Origin of the sequence: Brachybacterium fresconis, from assembly GCF_017876515.1 — a bacterium.
Taxonomy (GTDB): Bacteria; Actinomycetota; Actinomycetes; order Actinomycetales; family Dermabacteraceae; genus Brachybacterium; species Brachybacterium fresconis.
The window spans coordinates 4,454,326-4,475,516 of sequence record NZ_JAGIOC010000001.1; the positions used below are offsets into that span (position 1 = coordinate 4,454,326).

Genomic DNA, 21,191 nt, shown 5'->3' on the forward strand with positions numbered 1-21,191 from the left:
GATGCGGCTGCGTAAGCAGCAGCCGTCCAGTCACGTCCGCATCCTACCGCGCCCCCGGTGCGGCCCGAAGGAGGGCCGGCCGGGAGCGCGGGGTCAGGGCGGGGCGTCGGGCGCTCAGGCGCCGGGAACGTCCTCGACGGGGAAGTGCGGATCCGGCTCACCGAAGCCCTCGGGGAGCGTGACCGGACAGAACTGCTGCATCGTGGGGTCCACGTACTGCTGGGCCTCCGTGACCAGGTTCTCGGGGGTGTCCGAGGCCTGGTTGAGGCTGCCCTGCATGGTCATCATGGCGTCCCACAGCTTCGTCCCGACCGGCAGCGGGGGACGGGACTTGGCCACGCCCAGCAGCTCCACGAAGAACTTGATGTCCCGATCCCAGCCCTTGGGATCCTCGATGGTCTCGATGTTGGTGGGGATACGGCTGATCTGCGGCATGAGGATCTTCTGGCCCTCGTAGCCCGCGTAGAACGTGAAGAAGTCCCAGGCGGCCTTGGACATGCTCGCGCCCTTCGGCATCGTCAGGGCGAAGCCGCCCGCCCAGGTGAAGGGCTCGTCGCCCTCCTCCGGCACCGGAAGGTGGGTGACCGTGTACTCCATGTCGGGCTTGTAGTCCGCCTGGGACTGGACGCCCCAGGGCCCGGTGATCTGGAACAGCTGCCGGTCCGAGAAGAAGGAGGTCTGCGTCGGCGGGGCGTTCGGCGGCTGGTAGGTCGCCTTGAAGGCGTCCAGCCGGGCGAAGTCCAATCGCTCGATCCAGCCGGCGTACATCTCGGCCACGGCCAGCATCTCCGGGGAGTCCAGCAGCGTATGGCAGGTCTCGTTGGAGAAGAACGTGACGCCGTTGGCCATCGCCCACATCAGCAGAGAGGCCTGGTCGTCCCAGGGGATCCAGGTCACCTTCTCGTAGGTGCCGCTGTCGTCCTGCACGTTGAACGCGTCGTTGATCTCCCAGAGCTGTTCGTAGGACATCGGCCCGTTGGCCGGGTCCAGCAGGGATCGGTCGATGCCGGCCTCGTCGGCCAGCCCCAGGTTCACGTACATCCCGCGGGTGTCGGTGTCCATCGGCAGCCCGTAGTACTGACCGTCGTAGTACAGCTCGTCGGTGGCGAACTTGACCCATCCGGCCATGAACTCCTCGACGCTGACGTCCTCGTGCTCCTCGATGAGGCCGTCGATGGGTTCGAGCAGACCGAGGGAGGCGAACTGTGCGCCGTTGAACCGGTCCATGAAGTAGATGTCCGGGCCGGTGCGGCCGCGGACTGCCGTGATCACGCTGGAGGCATCGCCCTGGCCGTTGGAGGGCACCTGCGAGACCTCGATCTTGACATCGGGGTTCTGCTCGGAGAAGGCCTCGATGACCTGCATCTCCTTCTCCTGGTCCGAGGCCCAGATGCCCCAGACGCGCACCGTGTTCGGGTCACGGTTCTCGCCGACGGGACGGTTGGTGCAGCCGACGATCGAGCCGCCGGCGAAGGTGACGCTGGCGCCGGCGCCGAGGGCGCGCAGCAGGGTTCGACGATCGATCACTTGAAACCTCCGAGGGTGATGCCGCTGACGAAGTAGCGCTGGAAGATGAAGAACAGGATCACCAGGGGGAGCAGCACGAGGAACGAGGCCGCCATGAGCAGGTTGAACTGGACGTCCTGGGAGTTCACGGAGCGGAAGACCTCCATACCGATGGACAGCGTCTGCTTGTCCTCGTCCTGCAGGTAGATCAGGGGTCCCATGAAGTCGTTCCACGTGCCGACCGCCGCGAAGATCGCGATCACCGTGACGGCGGGGCGGGCGGTCGGGAACACGATGCGCCAGGCGATGGACCATTCGCTGGCCCCGTCGACCCGGGCGGCGTCGAGCATGTCGCGTGGGGTCTGCAGCATGAACTGGCGCAGCAGGAAGGTGAAGAACCCGCCCGCGAACAGCGCCGGGGCGATCAGCGGGACCCAGGTGTTGACGAACCCGAGGCCCGCCCACATGTCGAACATCGGGATCAGGGTCACCGGGAACGGCAGGAACAGGGTGGCCAGCACGATGAAGAACACCTTGTTGCGACCGGGCCATTCGATGCAGGCGAAGCCGTACGCCACGATGAAGTTCGAGATCACGCTGAACACAACCACGCTGATCGTGATGATCGCGCTGTTGCGGAAGAAGGTCCAGAACGGCATCACGGTGACCGCGTCCGAGAAGTTCTCCCAGCGCAGCTCCGTCGGGAACAGCGTGGGCGGGAACTGGGCGAGCTCCTCCGGCGTCTTCAGCGCGGAGATGATCATCCAGTACACGGGCAGGGAGAACAGGACCAGGACCACGAGCATGACCAGGCGTGAGATCCACGCGCTGACCGCTGTGGGACGCGAGCCGTCGGCATTGCGCCCGTAGTTGGAGCGGGACTTCAGCTTCGGCGCATTGCCGAGATTCTTCGTCCCGGAGTCGAGTGTATTGAGAGCCATGGTTTCTACCTCAGTTCCTCAGCCGGCCGACACGTCGTAGTTCACGAACCGGCGCGAGAGCCAGTAGATGAGTCCGGCCAGCAGCATGCCGAACAGGAACAGCAGCACTGCCAGAGCCGAGGCGAAGCCGAGCTGCCCGTAGGAGAAGGCGTTGCGCCAGAGGTACAGCATGTAGAACAGGGTCGAGTTGTCCGGACCGCCGTCGGTCATGATGAACGCCTCGGTGAACACCATCATGGCGCCGGAGACTCCCGTGATCAGGTTGAACAGGATCGTGGGAGTCAGCAGCGGGACGGTGATCGCGAAGAACTGACGGAAACGGCTCGCGCCGTCGATCCGGGCGGCCTCGTAGAGGGTCTCCGGGATGTTCCGCAGGCCGGCGAGATAGATCAGGGCCGCATTGCCGGCGCCGAGCTGGGCCATCACGATCATGACGATCTTCGCGTAGCGGGGATCGCCCAGCAGGTTCGTGGCCGGCATCCCGAACAGTCCCAGGAACTGGTTGACGATGCCGTACTGGGGATTGACGAACACGATGAAGATGAACGACAGCGCGAACATCGGGATCAGCGAGGGCAGGTACAGCAGCGTCCGGTAGAGCGCGACCTCGCGGACGTTGCGGTTCATCGCCAGGGCCAGCAGCAGTGCCACCACGAGCCCGATCGGGACCGCGAGGAGCATGTAGTAGACGGTGTTGCCCACTGCGGTATGCAGCAGCGGATCGACGAAGGCCGCGATGTAGTTCTGGAACCCGATGAACGTCGGGGACTGCATGCCCGAGTACTGGGTCAGGCTGATCACGAAGGAGTAGACCAGCGGGTAGACCACGAAGACCGCGACCCCGATGATCCAGGGCGAGATGAACAGCAGGCCCACCCGGAGGTTGCGCTTCTCCCGCCCGGTGAGCTTCCGCTTGCCCGATCTCCCTCCCGTCGTGCCGTCACGGGCCCCTGGCCCGCTGCGCGCAGTGAGGTCAGCGGCGGAGCCGGATGTTCCGGTTCGGGGGGTGTCCGCCGCGACGGCGTTGCTGGCGCTCATCGCTCTCCCTTCGGGTACGTACCGCGCCGCCCTCGGTGCGGTGAAGCGGGAGCAGTAGGCGTCGGTGCCTCGCGGATCCGTGGGGAGAAGGGGCCGCGTCGTCCCGTGTGAGGTAGGTTACTCACACCGATGGACATATGCAATAACCGCTTAAGCACTCGCGTCGGCGGTCGGAGGGAGGCCCCGTGCGCGGCTCATCGATGACGGACATCGGCGCGTTCAACGAGAAGCTCGTCCTGCAGACGATCCGCAGCGCCCCGGACGGGATCGGTCAGGCGGAGGTGGTCCGGCGCAGCCAGCTCTCCCGCCAGGCGGTCTCGCTGATCGCCCGGCGCCTGCTGGCCGACGGGCTGGTGGAGCAGGCGGGCACGCGGATCTCCGGGCCCGGCAAGCCGCACACGCTGCTACGGGTGGTCGCCGACGCCCGGCTCGCCATCGGCGTGCATCTGGACCCGGCGCACATCGCCGTGGTGATCTGCGATCTCGCAGCGCGCCCGGTGGCTCGCACGACGCTCGCGCCGCCGACGGAGGATCCGCGCGCGGATCTCGAACGGGTCGCCGGGGCGATCGCGGAGCTGAGCCGCTCGCTGGGGGCGAGCGGACCGGTGCCGGGGGAGGGGGAGGCAGTGCTGTCGACCCATCGTCGCCTGCTGGGGATCGGGATCGCGGCCCCGGCGGGACTCGACGCCGACGCCGGGATCCTGCGCAATCCCCCGTGGATCCCGGGGTGGCGGGACGTGCCGGTGGTCGATGCGCTCAGCGCCGTCACCGGATTGCCCGCGACGCTGGACAAGGACACCAACGCCGCGCTGACCGGGGAGATCTGGACGCGGCACCTCGATGCCGCGCAGACGATCCTGTACCTGTACGTCGGGCACGGGGTGGGATCGGCGGTCAGCGGAGGAGGCCGGGTCCACCGCGGCGGCAGCACCCAGGCGGGGGAGATCGGCCACCTGCCCATCGGCCGGGCCGATCGGATCTGCAGCTGCGGCCGTCACGGGTGCCAGAGCCTGTACACCGATGCGCACGTCCTGGTCGCCGCCGCCCGCGAGGCAGGGATCGCGATGTCGGGGAAGGTGGGGACGACGGCGGCGCTCCACGCCCTTGCGACCGCCGCGGCGGACGGCTCCGAGGCGGCGCGGGCGATCATCGGCTCCCATGCGAGTGCGCTCGGAGAGGCGATTCTGATCCTGGCCGGGGTGCATGATCCGCAGCGGATCATCATCGGCGGGCCCACCTGGCCCGCACTGCGCGACGTCGGCGAGGCGGAGGTGCGCCGGGTGCTCGGGGACTGGCTGGAAGACACCGCGGGCGTGCTGGAGTCCTCACATCTGGGCGATGACGTCGGGGCCATCGGCGCGGCGAGCCTCTTCCTCGAGCAGGAGCTCGCGCCCGGCACCGGGGCGCCGGTGGGGACGTAGCACGAGGTGGGCCTCAGACCCCCAGCACTCCGGAGATCAGCAGCAGCACCACCACGGTCCCGATGGTGGTGATCAGCACCGTGTCGCGGGCGAGGTTCTCCGCGGCACGGTACCGGGCCGCCGCCACATAGACGTTCTGGGCGGTGGGCAGGGCCGCCATCACCACCACCTCGTACAGAGAGTGCCCCGTCAGCCCGAACAGCAGACCCACCCCGAGGGCGATCAGCGGCATCGCCAGCAGCTTCGCGCTCGCCGCCAGAGCGATCAGACCGCGGTACCCGTCGTCCTTCGCCAGCGGCCGGGAGCCGTGCAGGGACAGTCCGTAGGCCAGCAGCATCGCGGGGATCGCCATGTCGGCCAGCGAGCGCACGGGTTCCAGGGCAACCTCGGGGATCTGCACCCCGATCACCGTGAGGACGAGCCCGACGGCCGCGGCCACGATGGTCGGGTTCGCGCCGATGGTGCGGGCCACCCCGGCCAGGCCCATCGACTCCTCCTCGGTGCTCTGATGCAGGATGAACAGGTACAGGGGGTTGTACAGGGCCATCTGGAACAGGATCACGGGCAGCGCGTGGGAGATGTCCCCCAGCACGTAGGCGGCGATGGGGAAGCCCATGTTCGCGGCGTTGACGACGGAGCCGCTGATCGCGGCGATCAGCAGCTCGGTGCCGCGACGCCCCGTGAACACGCGCAGCACGAGCATCAGCAGGCCACCGGTGGCGAGGCCCGAGACGGCGGCCACCGCCATGGGGATCGAGAGCACCTCGCCGATGTCGGACCCCAGCAGTCCGATGAGCACCAGGGCGGGGGAAGCGATGAAGAACGTCGCCCGGTTCAGGACGTACCGACCGTGCGGGCCGAGGACGCCGACGCGGCCGGCCACCCAGCCCACGGCGATGAGCGCCCAGACGATGAAGAAGCCGGATAGGACCCCGGTCACGGCAGGCGGCTGGGACGAGGACGTATCACGGGCGGGATCCTATCCGCCGCGCGGGAAAGGGGCTTCCGATGTCCATGGGTTGCCGGGCAGGGGCCCGACGGGCGGGGCGTGGGCCTCAGCGGATCCCGCCGGAGGTGCGCCCGCAGAACTGATCGGGCATGCCCGGCACCGGTTCGGCGCCGTCGGCCCCGAGCGCGACGATGCGATTGCTCTCGTCGACGTGGACCACGCGGGGGCGATGGGTGGAGATCTCGCTCTCGTCCAGCTGCCCGTAGGCCATGATGATCACGAGGTCGCCGGGGGCGACCAGGTGCGCCGCGGCACCGTTGATCCCGATGACGCCGCTTCCGCGCGTCCCCTCGATCACATAGGTGACCAGGCGCTGACCATTGGTGATGTCGACGATCGAGACCTGTTCGTTCTCGACCAGCCCTGCGGCCTCCGTGAGTTCGGGGTCGATCGTCACCGAGCCCACGTAATGCAGGTCCGCCTGCGTGACCGTGGCCCGGTGGATCTTCGAAGTCATGAGAGTGCGCAACATCGTCCTGCCATTCTCCCACGTCCTGCATATGAGCGATGATGGGCGGGTCCGCATCGTCAGGAGGATCACCATGCCCAAGGCCCGTCGCCGCTCCGCCCACAGCTCGGAGCGGTTCGAGGACATGGCACTGCCCGATGAGCTGCTCGGCGTCCTCGCCGAGCAGGGGCTCGCACGTGCCTTCGACATCCAGTCCGCGATCCTGCCCGACGCGCTCGCCGGACGCGATGTGCTGGCCCGCGCCGAGACCGGATCCGGCAAGACCCTCGCCTTCACGCTCGCGATGACCTCGCGCTTCCGGGGGCGCAAGGTGCACCGCAAGCGCCCCCTCGGCGTCGTGCTGGTGCCCACGCGCGAGCTCGCCGTCCAGGTCGTCGACACCATCCACCCCTTCGCCCGCGCGGTCGGGATCAGGGCACAGCTGGTCTCCGGCGGCATGAACATCGAGAAGCAGGCCGATGCCGTCGCCCGCGGCGTGGAGATCATCGTCGCCACCCCGGGCCGTCTGATCGATCTGGCCGAGCGCGGCGCCCTGCAGCTGGACCTGGTGGAGACCACCGTCATCGACGAGGCCGATCACATGGCCGATCTCGGGTTCCTGCCCGATGTGCGCGACATCCTGGCCGCCATCCCGATGGGGACGCAGAAGATGCTCTTCTCGGCCACCCTCGACGGGCAGGTCGAGGAGATCGTCGACGCCTTCCTGGTCGACCCCGTCAGCCACGAGACCACCCCCGTCGCCGCGGCGGTGACCTCGATGGACCACCACGTGCTCGCCATCGAGCCCTCCGCGAAGCGGGAGGTCACGGCGCAGCTGGCCGCGCGGGAGGGACGCACCCTGCTGTTCACCCGGACCCAGCTCGGGGCCGAACGGGTCGCCCAGGAGCTGGTGGAGGTCGGGGTGCCGGCGGCGGCCCTGCACGGGAACAAGCAGCAGGGACTGCGCACGAACGTGCTCGCCGGGTTCCGGCAGGGCGCCTTCCCGGTGCTGGTCGCGACCGACGTCGCCGCCCGCGGCCTGCACATCGACGACATCGGCATGGTCATCCACGTCGACCCCTCGGACGACGTCAAGGAGTACGTCCACCGCTCCGGCCGCACGGCCCGCGCGGGCGCCGCCGGCGTCGTGGTCACCCTCGCCCTGCCGCATCAGGTCTCCCGGACCCGCCGCGTCGTCGGCGAGGCCGGGGTCGAGGCCGGCTGGGCCGACGTCGCCGCGGCCGAGGAGCCGGCGCTCGATGAGCTCGGCGGCCGCGCCCCGGCGGGGGAGCCCGCCGAGGACCCGACCCTGGTGAAGTACAAGGGCGCTCCGCGCAAGCTGGACCTCACCCGCCGCGGCGGGGCGGATGCGCGCCGCGCCGACGAGCGCCGCGCCAACGAGGAGCGCAGGGCCTCCTGGGAGGAGGCTTCCGAGCCCGATCCCCGGGGCGCGCGCCCCGGGCGCGGTGGGGCGGGGCCCCGCCGTGGCGGGCCGAGCGGCGGCGGGGCCGGGTCCGGGAAAACTCGTTCCGGCAAGAGCGCCGCCGCACGGTCCGGTGCCGGCCCGCGCGGCGACGGCAAGGCCCCGGGCGGCAAGCGCGACGCAGGCGGCAAGGGCGGCAAGGGCGGCGCAGGCGGCCGGCCGGCCGCCGGCGGGCGGGGATCCGGCGGTGGCCGTGGCGCCGCCGGCGGTCGCCGCGGTGGTTCCGCCCCGCCGGGACGCGGCGGACGCCGAGGAGGTTCCCGATGAGCATCAGCACCTTCGACATGTTCAAGATCGGCATCGGCCCCTCCAGCTCGCACACCGTCGGCCCGATGCGCGCCGCCGCGCAGTTCGCCCGCGAGGTCCTCGAGGACGAGCGGTCCGGACCGCAGGTCGCCGATGTCGCGGTGCACCTGTACGGCTCCCTCGCCGCCACCGGCGAGGGGCACGGCACCCTGGACGCCGTGGTGATGGGGCTCGAGGGCGCCGACCCCGAGGACGTCGACCCGATCGCCGGGCGCGAGCGGGTGGCACGGATCGAGGCCGACGGCGGGCTGCTGCTCAGCGGGACGCTCGAGGTGGGTCTGCGCCCCTCGACGATCGCCCTGCACCCGCTCACCGTCCTGCCCCAGCACTCCAACGGCATGACCTTCGTGGCCCTGGACGTCCACGGCGAGGAGGTGCTGCGTCGGACGATGTTCTCCGTCGGCGGCGGCTTCGTGGTCGACGAGGCCGACATGGACCAGTCCATCGCCGAGGTCGCGGCCGAGGGCCAGGGTCAGGCCGTCTTCACCACCGGTGACGAGCTGCTGCGGGTGTGCGAGGACCGCGGCATCTCCGTCTCCGAGGCGATGCTGCTGCGGGAGCGGCAATGGCGCAGCGACGAGGAGATCCGCGTCGCCGCCCTCGCGATCTGGCACACCATGAGCGACTGCATCGACCGCGGCATCCGCACCCCCGGGGTGCTGCCCGGCGGCCTGGAGGTCAAGCGCCGGGCGTCCTCCTGGCACGACGCGCTGAGCGCCGAGGACCCGGTCCGCCTGCCCATGAACGCCTTCGAATGGGTCTCGCTGGCGGCGCTGGCCGTCAACGAGGAGAACGCCGCCGGCGGTCGGGTCGTCACCGCGCCCACCAACGGGGCGGCGGGCATCGTCCCCGCGGTGCTCCACTTCGCCACCACCTACATCGAGGGCGTCGATCCCGACGAGATCGCGGTGCGCTTCCTGCTGACGGCCGGGGCGATCGGGTCGCTGTACAAGGAGCACGCCTCGATCTCCGGCGCGGAGGTCGGCTGCCAGGGCGAGGTCGGCTCGGCCTGCTCGATGGCCGCGGCCGCGCTGTGCGAGGCGATGGGCGGCAAGCCGGCACAGGTGGAGAACGCCGCCGAGATCGCGATGGAGCACAACCTGGGCCTGACCTGCGATCCGGTGGGCGGTCTGGTCCAGGTGCCGTGCATCGAGCGCAATGCCATGGCTGCGGTCAAGGCGATCACCGCGGCCCGCTTCGCGCTGCGCGGGACCGGGGAGCACTTCGTCTCCCTGGACACGGTCATCGAGACCATGCGCCAGACCGGCGCCGACATGAGCGAGCGCTACAAGGAGACCGCGATGGGCGGGCTCGCCGTCACCGCGGTCCCGGTCAGCGTCCCGGACTGCTGAGACGCACCTCGCCCGGCACCGAGTCCGCGCCGAGCTGATCGCGCACCAGGGCGCGCAGCTCCTCCGGGCCCGGAGCGAGGCCGCTCGGCATCCCGGGTGCGAGGGTCACCTCGGCGATCGTGCGGGAGCCCGCCCGCTCCCCGGGGACCATCCGCAGCTGCACGGCGGCGATGCCGCGCTGGGCCCGCAGCAGCCGGGCCACGGCAGCGGGATCGGGGAGCATCCCGCCCGGGGAGGCGGCCCCGTCCGCCCGATCGGTCACCCGGACCGTTCCGTCGGGCTCGATCCGGCCCTGGTCGATGATCAGCGTGCGGCCCCGGGTGAACGGGGTCCGGGCCCGCAGCAGCCCGTCCTGTGCCCGCAGGCGGACGCCGCGCAGCGGTCTGCCGTCGACGGTCAGGGGCCCGGTCGCGGTGGTGCCGTAGACGTCGTGGACCCGCCCGGCGAAGTGCCGGGCGAGGTCCGCCCGCAAGGACTCGGGGAGCTGGTCCGTGCCGGAGATGATGCGGGGGATCCGCAGCGGTCGGCGGCCCCCGAACTCCCGGTCCGCGTGCAGGAGGTCCTCCAGGTGCACGGGCACCCCGGTCAGCAGCGCCGGGGGTGCGCGGTGCAGCAGGGCGATCCGCCGGGCCGCCGACAGGTGGGAGAGGTCCACCAGCGGCGCCCCCAGCGCGAGCGCCCCGAGGGCCACCAGCAGACCGTGCAGGTGCACGCCCGGAGCGGCGCTGGCCAGCCGTCGGCCGGGCCGCAGCCCGATGCGTCGCGCGAGATCCGCCAGGGTGGCGAGCTGGGTGGCCGTCAGCGATCCGCGATGCAGCGTGCTGGCCCCGCCGACGGCATCAGGGGTGCGCACGTCGAGGGTCCCGTCGCCGGACAGCGCTGTGAGCAGCACCTGCCGCAGCGCGGCGTCGGGGGCCAGGGCGCGCAGACCCCGGGAGGGGGTGTGGCGTGCGGCGCGATCGGGACGGTGCGCGAGGAGGTGGACCTGGTCGAGCAGCTCCGCCGCCGTCAGCTCCCCGAAACGGTCGGTGAGCACCACGCGCCCGGGGCGCAGCGCGACCCGGGCCCGCAGGGCGGTGGAGGTCCGCAGCAGAGGGATCACAGCGACCGTCCCCCGCTCACCAGGAGCCGCGGCGGTACGCGCCGGGATGGAGCGAGGCGTCGCGCACCCCGAGCTCGTCGGCGGCGCGCTGGGGCCGGCCCGGCTCGCGCAGGGCGGTGGCGGGTTCTGGGACCATGACTCCTCACGGTAGCGCCCCGACCAGCGCGGGCGCGGGACCGACCACGACGGGGACAGCGGGCACGACGGGACATCGGGGTGCACCGCCACGTCTCCCGATCCGCCGGTGATCTCCGGGAAGGGCGAGCGATGGACGATGCGCGTGACGTGCGTCTCCTGCGATACGGTGAGGGAGTCCGCAACGCCCTGGTGGATCCGGGGCCCACCCAGCAGGAGTAGTGATGTCCGACGACGCCGCACCCGGGATCGAGAATCTCTCGCAGGAGACCCGCACGTTCTCCCCATCCTCCGAATTCGTCCAGAACGCGGTCGCTCGCCCCTCGCTCTACGAGGAGGCCGAGCGCGACCGGCTGGCCTTCTGGCGAGCGCGGGCGAGCCTGCTGAGCTGGAAGACCCCCTTCACCGAGACCCTCGACTGGTCGGATGCCCCCTTCGCCCGCTGGTTCGCCGACGGCACCCTGAACGCCGCCTACAACTGCGTGGACCGACACGTCGAGTCCGGGCACGGCGAGCAGGTCGCCCTGTTCGCCGAGTACGAGGACGGCTCCGACGCGACGTTCACCTACGGCGACGTCAAGGACGAGATCAGCAAGATGGCGAACGTCCTGACCGATCTCGGGGTCAAGACCGGCGACCGGGTCGCCATCTACATGCCGATGGTCCCCGAGACCGTGTTCGCGATGCTGGCCTGCGCCCGTCTCGGCGCCCCGCATTCGGTGGTCTTCGGCGGCTTCAGCGCCGACGCGCTGCGCTCGCGGATCGAGGACGCCGAGGCCCGCGTGGTCATCACGGCCGACGGCCAGAACCGCAAGGGCAAGCAGCTGCCGCTGAAGAACGCGGTCGACGAGGCGCTCGCCGGAGGCGGCGACAGCGTCGAGAAGGTCCTCGTGGTCCGCCGCACCGGCGGCGAGGTCGACTGGACCGAGGGTCGCGACGTCTGGTGGCACGAGGCCCGCGAGAGCGCCTCGAGCGAGCACGAGCCCGTGTGGGTCGAGGCCGAGCACCCCCTGTACATCCTCTACACCTCCGGCACGACGGGGAAGCCCAAGGGCATCATCCACACCACCGGCGGGTACCTCACCCAGGCCGCGTACACCCATCGTGACGTCTTCGACCTCAAGCCCTCCAGCGACGTGTACTGGTGCACCGCGGACGTCGGCTGGGTCACCGGGCACACCTACGTCGTGTACGGCCCGATGGCCAACCGCACCACCCAGGTGATCTACGAGGGCACCCCGGACACCCCGCATCAGGGCCGGTGGTGGGAGATCATCGAGAAGTACAAGGTCACCCAGTTCTACTCCTCGCCCACGGCGATCCGCACCGCGATGAAGTGGGGCGAGGAGATCCCGGCGAAGTACGACCTGTCCTCCCTGCGTCTGCTCGGCAGCGTCGGCGAGGCCATCAACCCCGAGGCCTGGATGTGGTACCGCCGGGTGATCGGCGGGGACCGCTGCCCGATCGTGGACACCTGGTGGCAGACCGAGACCGGCGCGATCATGATCTCGCCGCTGCCCGGCATCACCGCGACCAAGCCCGGTTCCGCACAGGTCGCGCTGCCCGGCATCGGCGCCGACGTGGTGGGCGATGACGGTCGGCCGGTCGAGAACGGTCAGGGCGGCTACCTGGTGCTCGACGAGCCGTGGCCGAGCATGCTCCGCGGCATCTGGGGCGATCCCGAGCGCTTCAAGGAGACCTACTGGTCCCGCTTCCAGGGCCTCTACTTCGCCGGGGACGGCGCCAAGCGCGACGAGGACGGCGACATCTGGCTGCTGGGCCGCGTGGACGACGTCATGAACGTCTCCGGACACCGGCTGTCGACCATGGAGATCGAATCCGCCCTGGTCAGCAATGACTGGGTGGCCGAGGCCGCGGTCGTCGGCGCGAACGACGAGACCACCGGCCAGGCGCCGGTCGCCTTCGTCATCCTCCGCACCGGCAACGAGGCGGAGATCGCCGAGGCCGGCGGCGAGGAGAAGGTCCCCGAGCTCCTGCGCGCCCACGTGGGCAAGGAGATCGGTCCGATCGCCAAGCCCCGGAAGGTCCTCCTGGTCACGGAGCTGCCCAAGACCCGCTCCGGCAAGATCATGCGCCGGCTGCTGCGGGACGTCGCCGAGAACCGTCAGGTGGGGGACACCCAGACCCTCGCGGACGCCTCGGTCATGGACCTGATCCAGGACGGCATGAACGCGAAGAGCTGAGCGGCTGAAGCCGTTCCGCAGGAGCCGAGCGGCGGGAGCTGAGCCGTGCTCGCCGCGGATCAGCCGCAGGGGGCGGGGTCCCGGTCCACGGACCGGGACCCCGCCCCCTCGTCGTCGTCCGGAGGGCGGGCCCGCGACCGACGACGGATCAGCGGGTGATGAGCAGGTCGCCGAGCTCGGAGGTCACGGTGAGGGTGCCGACCGCGGGACCGGGAGCCCCGGTCACATCGGGCTCGACCTGCGTCTCGCCGAGCTCGGTGCGGGCCTCGACCTCCCAGCGGCCGGCACCGGGGAGCGAGACCTCGACCTGCCCGAGCTCCGCGTCGATCCGCACGTCGGCCTCCGCGTCCGGGGGCAGGCGCATCTCGACGTTGCCGACGGAGGCGACCACGTCCACGGATGCCGGTGCCGGCCCGCCCAGCTCGAGCTGCACGTCGCCCACATCGGCCCGGACCGTCACGGAGTCCGCGACGGTGACCTCGTCGAGCTGCACGTCGCCGACGGAGGAGGTCAGGTCGAGCGTGGCGAACTCGCCGTCGGCCCGGATGTCGCCGACATCCGCCGTGAGGTCGAGGGCGAGACGATGACCCTGCGGGACCAGCACCAGCACGTCATGGTGCTCGTCCTGCCAGGGCACCGGCCCGTACCCGTCGGACTGGCGGACGTCCAGCACGGGGGCGGCGGCTCCGCCGTGCCGGGTGATGTCCGCCCGCACCGTCGTGCCCGGAGCCGGCAACGAGGTCGCACCGTCCTCGACCAGGGCGAGGGTGACCGCCGTGACCTCGGGGGAGGCCACCACGTGCACGTCCCCGACGCCGGTGCTCAGCGTCAGCGCGTCCGGGGTGCCGAGCTCCATGGTGGCGGGGACGTCGTCGTAGCCGCGTCCGAGCCACCAGCCCGAGACGGAGGCGGCCCCCAGCGCGAGCAGGATCAGCACCAGCACGGCCGCGCCGAGCAGGGTGATCAGGGTGCGCCAGCCGCGATCACCCTGCGGGGAAGGGGCGAGCCGACGGCCCGGCACCTCGACGGTGCCGCGACGGGGTGAGGGATGCGTGGTGGTCATGATCTGTCCTCGGATTCCAGAAAGCGCAGCACGGCCATGACTCGACGGTTCTCCCCGTCCACGGGAGGGAGGTCGAGCTTGGTCAGCAGCGAGGAGATGTGCTTCTCGACGCTGCCGGGGGAGACGAACAGGGTGTCGGCGATCGCCTGGTTGGAGCGTCCCTGGGCCATCAGCGAGAGCACCTCCCGCTCCCGCGGGGTCAGGCCCTCGAGGGTGCGACGACGTCGGGAGCGCACGAAGATCTGCTGGACCACCTCGGGATCCAGCCAGGTGCCGCCGGCCCCGACGTCGCCGAGCACGGCCAGGAAGTCGTCGACGTCGGCGACGCGGTCCTTGAGCACGTAGCCCAGACCGTGCGAGGAATCGGCGATCAGATCCGTCGCGTAGCGCTCCTCGACGTACTGCGAGAGCACCAGCAGCGCCACCTGCGGATCCTGCTGTCGGATCAGCATCGCCGCACGCACTCCCTCGTCGGTGAAGGTCGGGGGCATCCGCACGTCGATCACCGCGAGATCGGGCCGGTGGTGGGAGACGGCGCTGAGCAGGGCGGTGGCGTCACCGACGGCGGCGACCACCTCGTGGCCGGCCTCGGTGAGCAGCCGCTCCACCCCGGCGCGGAGAAGCACGGCGTCATCGGCGATCACGATCCTCATCGCTGAACCTCCTGGGGGTCGGTGCCGGCGGGCGCCGCGGGGGAACCGGGTGCGGCGGATCGGACGGTCGCTGCTGCGCCCGTCCCGGGTGCCAGCGGGATCACGGCCACCAGGGTCGTGCCGCCGTCGGCGGGGCTGGTGACGTCGAGGCGTCCGCCGGTCGCCCGGACGCGGTCGGTGAGGCCGGCCAGCCCGGTGGACAGCCCGTCACGATGGACTCGGGCTCCGCCGCGGCCGTCGTCCTCGACGCGGACCCGCAGCGCTTCGGGGGTCTGGGTGACGGTCACCGAGGCGGAGTCCGCCGCGGAGTGCTTGGCGATGTTGGTCAGGGCCTCGGAGACCACGAAGTAGGCGACGGCCTCCCGCTCCCGGTCCAGGCGCGCCCGGTCCCCGGGGTCGAGATCGACCTGCAGATCGACGGGGATCGAGGAGCGGGCGGCGAGCGCGGACAGCGCGGCGTCCAGCCCGCGGTCGGTGAGCACGGCAGGGTGGATGCCGCGGGCCAGCTGACGCAGATCCGTCATCACCCCCTTGGCCTCGAGATGGGCCTGGCCGACCAGATCGCTCGCCCGGTCAGGGTCGGCATGGATCGTGTTCTTCGCCATCCCGAGGGTCATGGCGAGGTTCACCAGGCGGGGCTGGACACCGTCATGGAGATCGCGTTCGATGCGCAGCCGCTCCTGGGCGGAGGCATCGACGGCGCCCTGTCGACGCTCGACGAGCTCGGCGACCTGCTCGCGCAGGTCGTCCTCGGATCCGGAGATCAGCATGCGGGCCAGGCCCCGGTCGGCGAGAGCGCCGAGGACCAGCGCGAGGACGGCCAGCACCGCAGAGGTCGTGGCGAGCAGACCGAGCATCCACCGCCCGAGGGTGAGCGAGCCCAGCGTCACCGGACCGTGCCGCAGGGCGATGTCCCCGGCCGTCCAGCCCAGCCACAGCAGCGCCAGGACGAGGACGAAGAACGCCCCGGCCACGAGCATCGCCAGGTGATGGTGCAGCGTCCCGCGCCAGAACGCGCCGGTGCCGAGCTCGAGCCAGCGGTCGTGGATCCAGCCCCCGACCCCGGTCCGGAGGGAACGGCGGCGGGCGGGAAGGATCACCCCGATCCCGTGCACGGCCACCGCCCGGCGGCGCTCGATCCGCACCGCGCCCTGCATCACCAGGAGCCAGGGGACCAGCAGGAACAGGCCCGAGCCCAGGGCCGGCAGGGACCCCAGCCCACCCAGCAGCAGGGTGAGACTGATCCAGAACCAGGAGCAGAACAGCAGGCCTCCGAGCAGCACGGAGGCGAGCGCCGCAGCGGTCAGCCGGGGGCGTCGGGGCGCCGGCGGAGGCGCAGTGGTCTCGTTCATGACCTCGAGCCTAGGCGGGCCGGTGTCCGCTGCCCACGGGGGCCTCCCGCCTTCCGAGCGGGGGAAAACCCCCGGTCCCGGCGGTCCCGGCGCGGCGGGAGCGGACCGAACCCTGTCGAGGTGTCACGGCGGGTGGGAGAAATGCGGTTCAATGGGGTCATGAGCAGTGACGCCAGCGCCTCCTCCGACGGCACCATCGACCCCGCCCCCGACTCCCGAACGCCCCGCGGCGACGAGGGCGAGAGCGGCCAGGTCGTCGAGAACGTCGATCACACGGGCTCCGAGCTCGACGACGCGGGCCAGCAGCGCGGCACGCTGCGCGACGTCGCCGATTCCCTCGGCATCTCCAGCGCCGTCGCCCTGCGTGCGCTGCGCGGTGCCGAGGAGATCAAGCCCCGCATGGCCACCCGCGTGCAGGAGGCGGCCGAACGCCTCCGGTTCCCGCTCGAGGAGCTCAGCGAGGAGACCGACCATCGCGGCGTCGTCGCGGTCCTGGTCAACACCATGCGCAACACGTGGATCTCGGACCTGGTCCGTGCGATCCGGATCGAGCTGACCGCGACCGGTCGGTCGGCGGTGGTCGTTCCCACCCGCCGCCGCGTGCCCGAGCACCCCGTCGCGGCGGACACCGAAGCGATCGAGTCGCTGGTCCAGCTCGGCGTCGACGGCTTCCTGATGATCTCGGACCTCGCCGACATGGACAGCGTGCTCGAGGCGACCGGGGACCGGCCCTTCGTCGGCATCGGCTGCTCGAGGTCCTTCAGCGGCAGCTTCGACACCGTGCGCATCGATGACGAGGTCGGCCAGGGACTGCTGGTCGATCACCTGGTCGGCCTCGGCCACCGCGAGATCGCCCACGTCGGCGGGGTCGGAGCGGCCGTCGCCCGCGAGCGCGCCGACGCCTTCCGCAAGGCGATGGCCCGCCACGGCCTCGAGGACCAGGCCCGCATCGAGCCCGGCGACTTCACCGAGCAGGTCGGGCAGACCGCCGGCTCGATGCTGCTGCGCGGCAGCCGCGTCCCCACGGCCGTCACCTGCGCGAACGATGTCACCGCCGTCGGCCTCCTCTCGGCTGCGCGGGAGGCGGGATTCTCCGTCCCCGAGGAGCTGGCCGTCGCCGGGTATGGCAACACCTCCCTGGCCTCCTCGGGCATCTCCCAGATCACCAGCGTCGACCCCAACTCCGACCGCCTGGGCGCGCTGGCCGCGCAGTTCCTCGTCGAGCGCGTCTCCGGGCTCGAGGCCCCGCCGCGGGACGTCGCGGTCGCCCCCTCCGTCGTGGTGCGGCGCTCCAGCTCGGCCGGGCCGCGCCCCGAGGCGACCAAGCGCAAGCGCATCTCGGTGGACTGACCACCGGCAGATCCATCACCGGCTGACCCACCACCGGCTGACCGACCACCGCCCGGCGGACCCCCGGATCCGTCACCCGGTGACCCGTGACCCCGACCCCCTGCGATAGGCTCCGACCATGATCAACACCACGAACGATCCGAGCACGCCGCCCACCCAGCGGTCCATCGGTGAACTCGTCCAGTCCATCCGGGACGAGCTCCTCGGTGTCGTCCACCACGAGATCGACATCGCGAAGAAGGAGCTCATCGCGCTCGCGATCAAGGTGGGCATCATCGCCGCCTGCGCCGCGGTGCTGCTGTTCCTCCTGCTCTCGGCCTGGGTGATGCTGCTGTTCGCCGCCGCCACCGGCCTGGAGGCCCTCGGCCTGCCGTACTGGGCGGCGTTCCTGATCGTCGCCGGCGTGTTCATCGTGATCGCCGCGATCGCGGGGCTGGTCGCCTTCCTCGTCTCCAAGAAGATCAAGGGACCCGAGACCACGATCGAGACCGCACAGACCGCGGTCGACGCCGTCCAGGGCAAGCGGCGCGCGAACGCCGTCTCCTACGACGACACCTTCGAGGAGCTCTACGGCAAGAAGGTCAGCGCGCGCGTCGAGTGAGCAGCGCCCGCGACGAGTGAGGGGCCATCCGGTCCCGGCCAGGGCAGTACCCTGGTGCACGTGACTCTCCACCTGCACGACACCGCCACCCGCACGACGCCGCCGCTGAACCCGGTGCGCGAGGGGGCGGTGTCGTTGTATGTGTGCGGCCCTACCACGCAGGGGGCCCCGCACCTCGGCCACCTGCGCACCTTCCTCGCCTTCGACGTGCTGGTGCGCTGGTTGGAGCGCGGCGGCCGCGAGGTCACCCACATCCGCAACGTCACCGACATCGACGACAAGATCCTGGAGAGGTCCGCCGAGGCGGGCTCCGCGTGGTGGGCGTGGTCGCTGCGCTTCGAGCGGGAGTTCCAGGACGTCCTGGACCAGGTCGGGAACCGTCGGCCCACCTACGAGCCCCGCGCCACCGGGCACGTGCCCGAGATGATCGAGCTGATGCAGCGGCTCATCGAGCGCGGCCACGCCTACGCGGACGGCAACGGCTCGGTGTACTTCGACGTCTCCTCGCTCCCCACCTACGGCGCGCTGACCCGGCAGAGCCTCGAGGCCATGCAGGACGCCGGCGAGGTGCCGGAGCCGGGCAAGCGGGACCGCCGTGACTTCGCGCTGTGGAAGGCCGCGAAGCCGACCGAGCCGGAGACCGCCTCCTGGGACACGCCCTACGGGCGCGGCCGCCCGGGCTGGCATCTGGAATGCTCGGCCATGAGCCGCAAGTACCTCGGCGAGACCTTCGACATCCACGCCGGCGGTCTCGACCTGCGCTTCCCGCACCACGAGAACGAACAGGCGCAGTCCCACGCCGCCGGGTACGGCTTCGCCCGGCGCTGGATGCACGCCGGGGTGCTCACCGTCGACGGACTGAAGATGGGCAAGAGCCTCGACAACTTCGTCACCGCGGCCCGCGCCCTGGCCGAGCACCCGACCCCGGCCGTGCGGCTCGCCCTGGTCAGCGGGCATTACCGAGCCACCGTCGAGTACAACGCGACGGCGATGCGAGAGGCCGAAGTGGTCTGGGAGCGCTTCTCCGCCACCGCCCACCGCGCGGCCGAGCATCTCGCGGGCGAGCGGCTGACGGCGCCGGATGCCGACCTCACCGGTGTGGAGCTGCCGGCGGACTTCATCGCGGCCCTGGACGACGATCTCGCGGTGCCCGAGGCGCTCGCGGTGATCCACCATGAGCAGGCCGCGCTGAACTCGCTGCTGGCCGAGGGCGGCGATCACGCGGCCGTGGCCGGAGGGCTCGGACGGCTGCGCGCCATGCTCGACGTGCTGGGCCTGGATCCGCTCTCGGCGCAGTGGGCGGGCGCCGCGGACACGGGCGGAGCCGACCACGCGGCGCTGGACGCGCTGATCCGCGCCCAGCTCAGCGCGCGGGCAGCAGCCCGCGCGGAGAAGGACTGGGGCCGGGCCGACGCCCTGCGCGATGCGCTGAGCGAGGCCGGGATCCGTATCGAGGACGGCCCGGACGGCGCCCGCTGGAGCCTCGAGCAGCCCGCACGATGATGACGATGACCGATACGACCGAGGAGTCGACCTGATGGCAGGCAACAGCTCGCGCCGCGGCGCGATGCGCAAGGGCAAGAAGGGGGCGTCCGTCGGATCCGGCGGAGTGCGCCGCCGCGCCCTCGAGGGCAAGGGGCCGACGCCCCGGGCCGAGGACCGCCCCGCGCACAAGAAGTACACCGGGGGCTCCGGCGCCCCCGCCCGTCGTGGCGGATCCGGCGGCAAGGGCGGCAGGAAGTCTCCCGGAACCGACCAGGTGGCCGGACGCAATGCGGTGCTGGAGGCGCTGCGCGAGCAGGTCCCGGCCACGAAGCTGACCGTCATGGTCCGCCTCGACGCCGATGAACGGGTGGGCGAGATCATGCGCCTGGCCACGGCTCAGAACCTGGCGGTCGCCGAGGCCTCCCGCACCGACCTGGACCGGATGACCGACCACGCCGTGCACCAGGGCGTGGCTCTGACCATGCCCCCGTACGAGTACGCGGAGGTCGACGACCTCCTGAAGATCGCCGCCGACGCCTTCGAGCCGCCGTTGCTGGTCGCCCTGGACGGCATCACCGATCCGCGCAACCTCGGCGCGGTCCTGCGCAGCGCCGATGCCTTCGGGGTGCACGGCGTGATCCTGCCCGAGCGGCGCAGCGTCTCGATGACCGCGAGCGTGTGGAAGGTCGCGGCCGGGGCCGCCGGCCGGGTCCGCGTCGCCCAGGTCACCAACCTCAATCGCACCCTGACCTCGCTCAAGGAGAAGGGCGTGTTCGTCCTCGGTCTGGATGCGGACGGCGACGTCACCACCCGCGGCCTCGACCTCGGCACGCAGCCGACCGCGCTCGTGGTGGGCGCGGAGGGCAAGGGGCTGTCCCGCCTGGCGCGCGAGATCAGCGACCAGGTGGTCTCGGTCCCGATGACCGGCCCCGCCGAGTCGCTGAACGCCTCGGTCGCGGCGGCCATCGCGCTGTACGAGATCTCGGGGGTCCGCGCCGAGCACGGTCGTGCCTGAGCGCCGCTGCGCTCAGGCCGGATCGGGTGGCGGGGTCTCGTCGAGCTCTGCTGCCGACGCCCCGCCGGCCGGGGTGAGGACGGGCAGGACCACGTGCGGCAGCGCCAGCTGGATCACCGGTCCCAGACCGAGGGCATACAGCACCGTCCCCACGCCCATCGGACCGCCGAGCGCCCAGCCGGCGGCCAGCACCAGCACCTCCAGTGCGATCCGCACCGGTCCGACGGGTCGGCCCAGCACGCGCCCCAGCCCGGTCATCAGCCCGTCGCGCGCCCCGGGACCGAGCTGCGCCCCGATGTACACCGCAGCGCTGACGCCGTTGACGGCCACCCCGGCGACCATCAGCACGACGGCCGGCAGCGGACCTGTCGCCGGCGGCAGCAGGGCCATCCCGAGATCGATGCTCAGTCCCACCCAGATCGCGTTGGCGAAGGTGCCGATGCCCGGCTGCTCCCGCAGCGGGATCCACGCCAGGAGCACCACGAAGCTCACCGTGATGCTGAGCGTGCCCACGCTCAGACCCGCGCGCTCGGCCAGCGCCGCGTGCAGCACGTCCCAGGGTGCGCCGCCCAGGCCCGAGCGCAGCAGCATCGCCAGCGACAGGCCGAAACCGGTCAGGCCGATCATCATCTGGAGCAGACGCAGCGGCAGTCGGTCCACGCGCAGCTGATCGCGGAGGGAGAGGTTCGCCAGCAGCGGGGAGGAGGGCTCGGCCATGTCGGGGTCG

18 protein-coding genes are annotated in these 21,191 nt (G+C 71.4%); 8 read left to right on the plus strand and 10 right to left on the minus strand.

The features are described 5' to 3' along the window. Positions 1-114: 114 nt before the first annotated feature. From JOF44_RS19740 to JOF44_RS19750, 3 genes are read right to left on the minus strand one after another with little or no spacing between them, the layout of a single operon-like run. Positions 115-1,527, minus strand: coding sequence for an extracellular solute-binding protein (locus tag JOF44_RS19740; RefSeq protein ID WP_209895393.1), 1,413 nt, complete (start codon positions 1,525-1,527; stop codon positions 115-117). Then, complete coding sequence (locus JOF44_RS19745) at positions 1,524-2,447, minus strand: carbohydrate ABC transporter permease (RefSeq protein WP_209895395.1); 924 nt, start codon at positions 2,445-2,447, stop codon at positions 1,524-1,526. Before JOF44_RS19745 ends, JOF44_RS19740 begins: the two co-directional genes overlap by 4 nt. 18 nt (positions 2,448-2,465) lie before the next feature. After that, positions 2,466-3,485: a carbohydrate ABC transporter permease gene (locus JOF44_RS19750; protein WP_209895398.1), complete on the minus strand. Its 1,020-nt coding sequence runs from the start codon at positions 3,483-3,485 to the stop codon at positions 2,466-2,468. A gap of 185 nt (positions 3,486-3,670) precedes the next feature. On the opposite strand from JOF44_RS19750, the gene JOF44_RS19755 reads away from it, so the two are divergent. After that, the gene (locus tag JOF44_RS19755; protein WP_342591864.1) at positions 3,671-4,906 is read left to right on the plus strand and encodes an ROK family transcriptional regulator; all 1,236 of its coding nucleotides are present in this window, start codon (positions 3,671-3,673) and stop codon (positions 4,904-4,906) included. A gap of 13 nt (positions 4,907-4,919) precedes the next feature. Here JOF44_RS19755 and JOF44_RS21210 read toward each other — a convergent pair whose 3' ends face one another. After that, the gene (locus JOF44_RS21210) at positions 4,920-5,846 is read right to left on the minus strand and encodes an AEC family transporter (RefSeq protein ID WP_209895400.1); all 927 of its coding nucleotides are present in this window, start codon (positions 5,844-5,846) and stop codon (positions 4,920-4,922) included. A 115-nt stretch (positions 5,847-5,961) separates the two neighbouring features. Beyond that, positions 5,962-6,387 (minus strand): aspartate 1-decarboxylase, encoded by a 426-nt coding sequence (panD, locus tag JOF44_RS19765; protein ID WP_209895402.1) that lies wholly within the window; start codon positions 6,385-6,387, stop codon positions 5,962-5,964. Between the two features lie 70 nt (positions 6,388-6,457). Here panD and JOF44_RS19770 point away from each other — a divergent pair, with 70 nt between their 5' ends. Together JOF44_RS19770 and JOF44_RS19775 are read left to right on the plus strand one after the other, a co-directional pair. After that, a complete protein-coding gene (locus JOF44_RS19770) occupies positions 6,458-8,113 on the plus strand; it encodes a DEAD/DEAH box helicase (RefSeq protein WP_209895404.1) in 1,656 nt (551 codons plus the stop codon). Next, positions 8,110-9,504 carry an L-serine ammonia-lyase gene (locus tag JOF44_RS19775; protein WP_209895406.1) on the plus strand — a complete coding sequence of 465 codons (1,395 nt, stop codon included), beginning with the start codon at positions 8,110-8,112 and terminating at the stop codon, positions 9,502-9,504. Before JOF44_RS19770 ends, JOF44_RS19775 begins: the two co-directional genes overlap by 4 nt. Here the strand turns inward: JOF44_RS19775 and JOF44_RS19780 are convergent. Further along, on the minus strand, positions 9,485-10,606 hold the full coding sequence (locus JOF44_RS19780; protein WP_342591865.1) for an AMP-binding protein: 1,122 nt from the start codon (positions 10,604-10,606) through the stop codon (positions 9,485-9,487). The two genes, JOF44_RS19775 and JOF44_RS19780, sit on opposite strands and share 20 nt — an antisense overlap. A 359-nt stretch (positions 10,607-10,965) precedes the next feature. On the opposite strand from JOF44_RS19780, the gene acs reads away from it, so the two are divergent. After that, positions 10,966-12,945: an acetate--CoA ligase gene (acs, locus tag JOF44_RS19785; protein WP_209895408.1), complete on the plus strand. Its 1,980-nt coding sequence runs from the start codon at positions 10,966-10,968 to the stop codon at positions 12,943-12,945. A 148-nt stretch (positions 12,946-13,093) separates the two neighbouring features. On the opposite strand, the gene JOF44_RS19790 is transcribed toward acs, so the two are convergent. From JOF44_RS19790 to JOF44_RS19800, 3 genes are read right to left on the minus strand one after another with little or no spacing between them, the layout of a single operon-like run. Continuing rightward, positions 13,094-14,008, minus strand: a complete 915-nt coding sequence (locus JOF44_RS19790) for a DUF4097 family beta strand repeat-containing protein (RefSeq protein WP_209895410.1) — start codon at positions 14,006-14,008, stop codon at positions 13,094-13,096. Then, positions 14,005-14,661 carry a response regulator gene (locus tag JOF44_RS19795; protein ID WP_209895412.1) on the minus strand — a complete coding sequence of 219 codons (657 nt, stop codon included), beginning with the start codon at positions 14,659-14,661 and terminating at the stop codon, positions 14,005-14,007. Before JOF44_RS19795 ends, JOF44_RS19790 begins: the two co-directional genes overlap by 4 nt. Continuing rightward, the gene (locus JOF44_RS19800; RefSeq protein WP_209895414.1) at positions 14,658-16,013 is read right to left on the minus strand and encodes a sensor histidine kinase; all 1,356 of its coding nucleotides are present in this window, start codon (positions 16,011-16,013) and stop codon (positions 14,658-14,660) included. The genes JOF44_RS19795 and JOF44_RS19800 overlap by 4 nt, the downstream gene beginning before the upstream one ends. 159 nt (positions 16,014-16,172) lie before the next feature. Here JOF44_RS19800 and JOF44_RS19805 point away from each other — a divergent pair, with 159 nt between their 5' ends. The 4 genes from JOF44_RS19805 (at position 16,173) to rlmB (ending at position 20,464) form a co-directional block, all read left to right on the plus strand. Then, the gene (locus JOF44_RS19805; protein ID WP_209895416.1) at positions 16,173-17,363 is read left to right on the plus strand and encodes a LacI family DNA-binding transcriptional regulator; all 1,191 of its coding nucleotides are present in this window, start codon (positions 16,173-16,175) and stop codon (positions 17,361-17,363) included. Between the two features lie 118 nt (positions 17,364-17,481). Further along, positions 17,482-17,964: a phage holin family protein gene (locus tag JOF44_RS19810; protein WP_209895418.1), complete on the plus strand. Its 483-nt coding sequence runs from the start codon at positions 17,482-17,484 to the stop codon at positions 17,962-17,964. 60 nt (positions 17,965-18,024) lie between these two features. After that, positions 18,025-19,467: a cysteine--tRNA ligase gene (cysS, locus tag JOF44_RS19815; RefSeq protein WP_209895420.1), complete on the plus strand. Its 1,443-nt coding sequence runs from the start codon at positions 18,025-18,027 to the stop codon at positions 19,465-19,467. Between the two features lie 34 nt (positions 19,468-19,501). Further along, on the plus strand, positions 19,502-20,464 hold the full coding sequence (gene rlmB, locus JOF44_RS19820) for a 23S rRNA (guanosine(2251)-2'-O)-methyltransferase RlmB (RefSeq protein ID WP_209895422.1): 963 nt from the start codon (positions 19,502-19,504) through the stop codon (positions 20,462-20,464). A gap of 12 nt (positions 20,465-20,476) precedes the next feature. Here rlmB and yczE read toward each other — a convergent pair whose 3' ends face one another. Then, positions 20,477-21,181, minus strand: a complete 705-nt coding sequence (gene yczE / locus JOF44_RS19825; RefSeq protein WP_209895423.1) for a membrane protein YczE — start codon at positions 21,179-21,181, stop codon at positions 20,477-20,479. Between the last annotated feature and the right edge of the window lie 10 nt (positions 21,182-21,191).

Bases quoted from the DNA above. Each gene is read 5' to 3' on its own strand.
- JOF44_RS19745 (WP_209895395.1), bottom strand. From the start codon at position 2,447: ATGGCTCTCAATACACTCGACTCCGGGACGAAGAATCTCGGCAATGCG.
- JOF44_RS19750 (WP_209895398.1), bottom strand. From the start codon at position 3,485: ATGAGCGCCAGCAACGCCGTCGCGGCGGACACCCCCCGAACCGGAACA.
- panD (WP_209895402.1), bottom strand. From the start codon at position 6,387: ATGTTGCGCACTCTCATGACTTCGAAGATCCACCGGGCCACGGTCACG.
- JOF44_RS19770 (WP_209895404.1), top strand. From the start codon at position 6,458: ATGCCCAAGGCCCGTCGCCGCTCCGCCCACAGCTCGGAGCGGTTCGAG.
- JOF44_RS19775 (WP_209895406.1), top strand. From the start codon at position 8,110: ATGAGCATCAGCACCTTCGACATGTTCAAGATCGGCATCGGCCCCTCC.
- acs (WP_209895408.1), top strand. From the start codon at position 10,966: ATGTCCGACGACGCCGCACCCGGGATCGAGAATCTCTCGCAGGAGACC.
- JOF44_RS19790 (WP_209895410.1), bottom strand. From the start codon at position 14,008: ATGACCACCACGCATCCCTCACCCCGTCGCGGCACCGTCGAGGTGCCG.
- JOF44_RS19795 (WP_209895412.1), bottom strand. From the start codon at position 14,661: ATGAGGATCGTGATCGCCGATGACGCCGTGCTTCTCCGCGCCGGGGTG.
- JOF44_RS19800 (WP_209895414.1), bottom strand. From the start codon at position 16,013: ATGAACGAGACCACTGCGCCTCCGCCGGCGCCCCGACGCCCCCGGCTG.
- JOF44_RS19805 (WP_209895416.1), top strand. From the start codon at position 16,173: ATGAGCAGTGACGCCAGCGCCTCCTCCGACGGCACCATCGACCCCGCC.
- JOF44_RS19810 (WP_209895418.1), top strand. From the start codon at position 17,482: ATGATCAACACCACGAACGATCCGAGCACGCCGCCCACCCAGCGGTCC.
- rlmB (WP_209895422.1), top strand. From the start codon at position 19,502: ATGGCAGGCAACAGCTCGCGCCGCGGCGCGATGCGCAAGGGCAAGAAG.
- yczE (WP_209895423.1), bottom strand. From the start codon at position 21,181: ATGGCCGAGCCCTCCTCCCCGCTGCTGGCGAACCTCTCCCTCCGCGAT.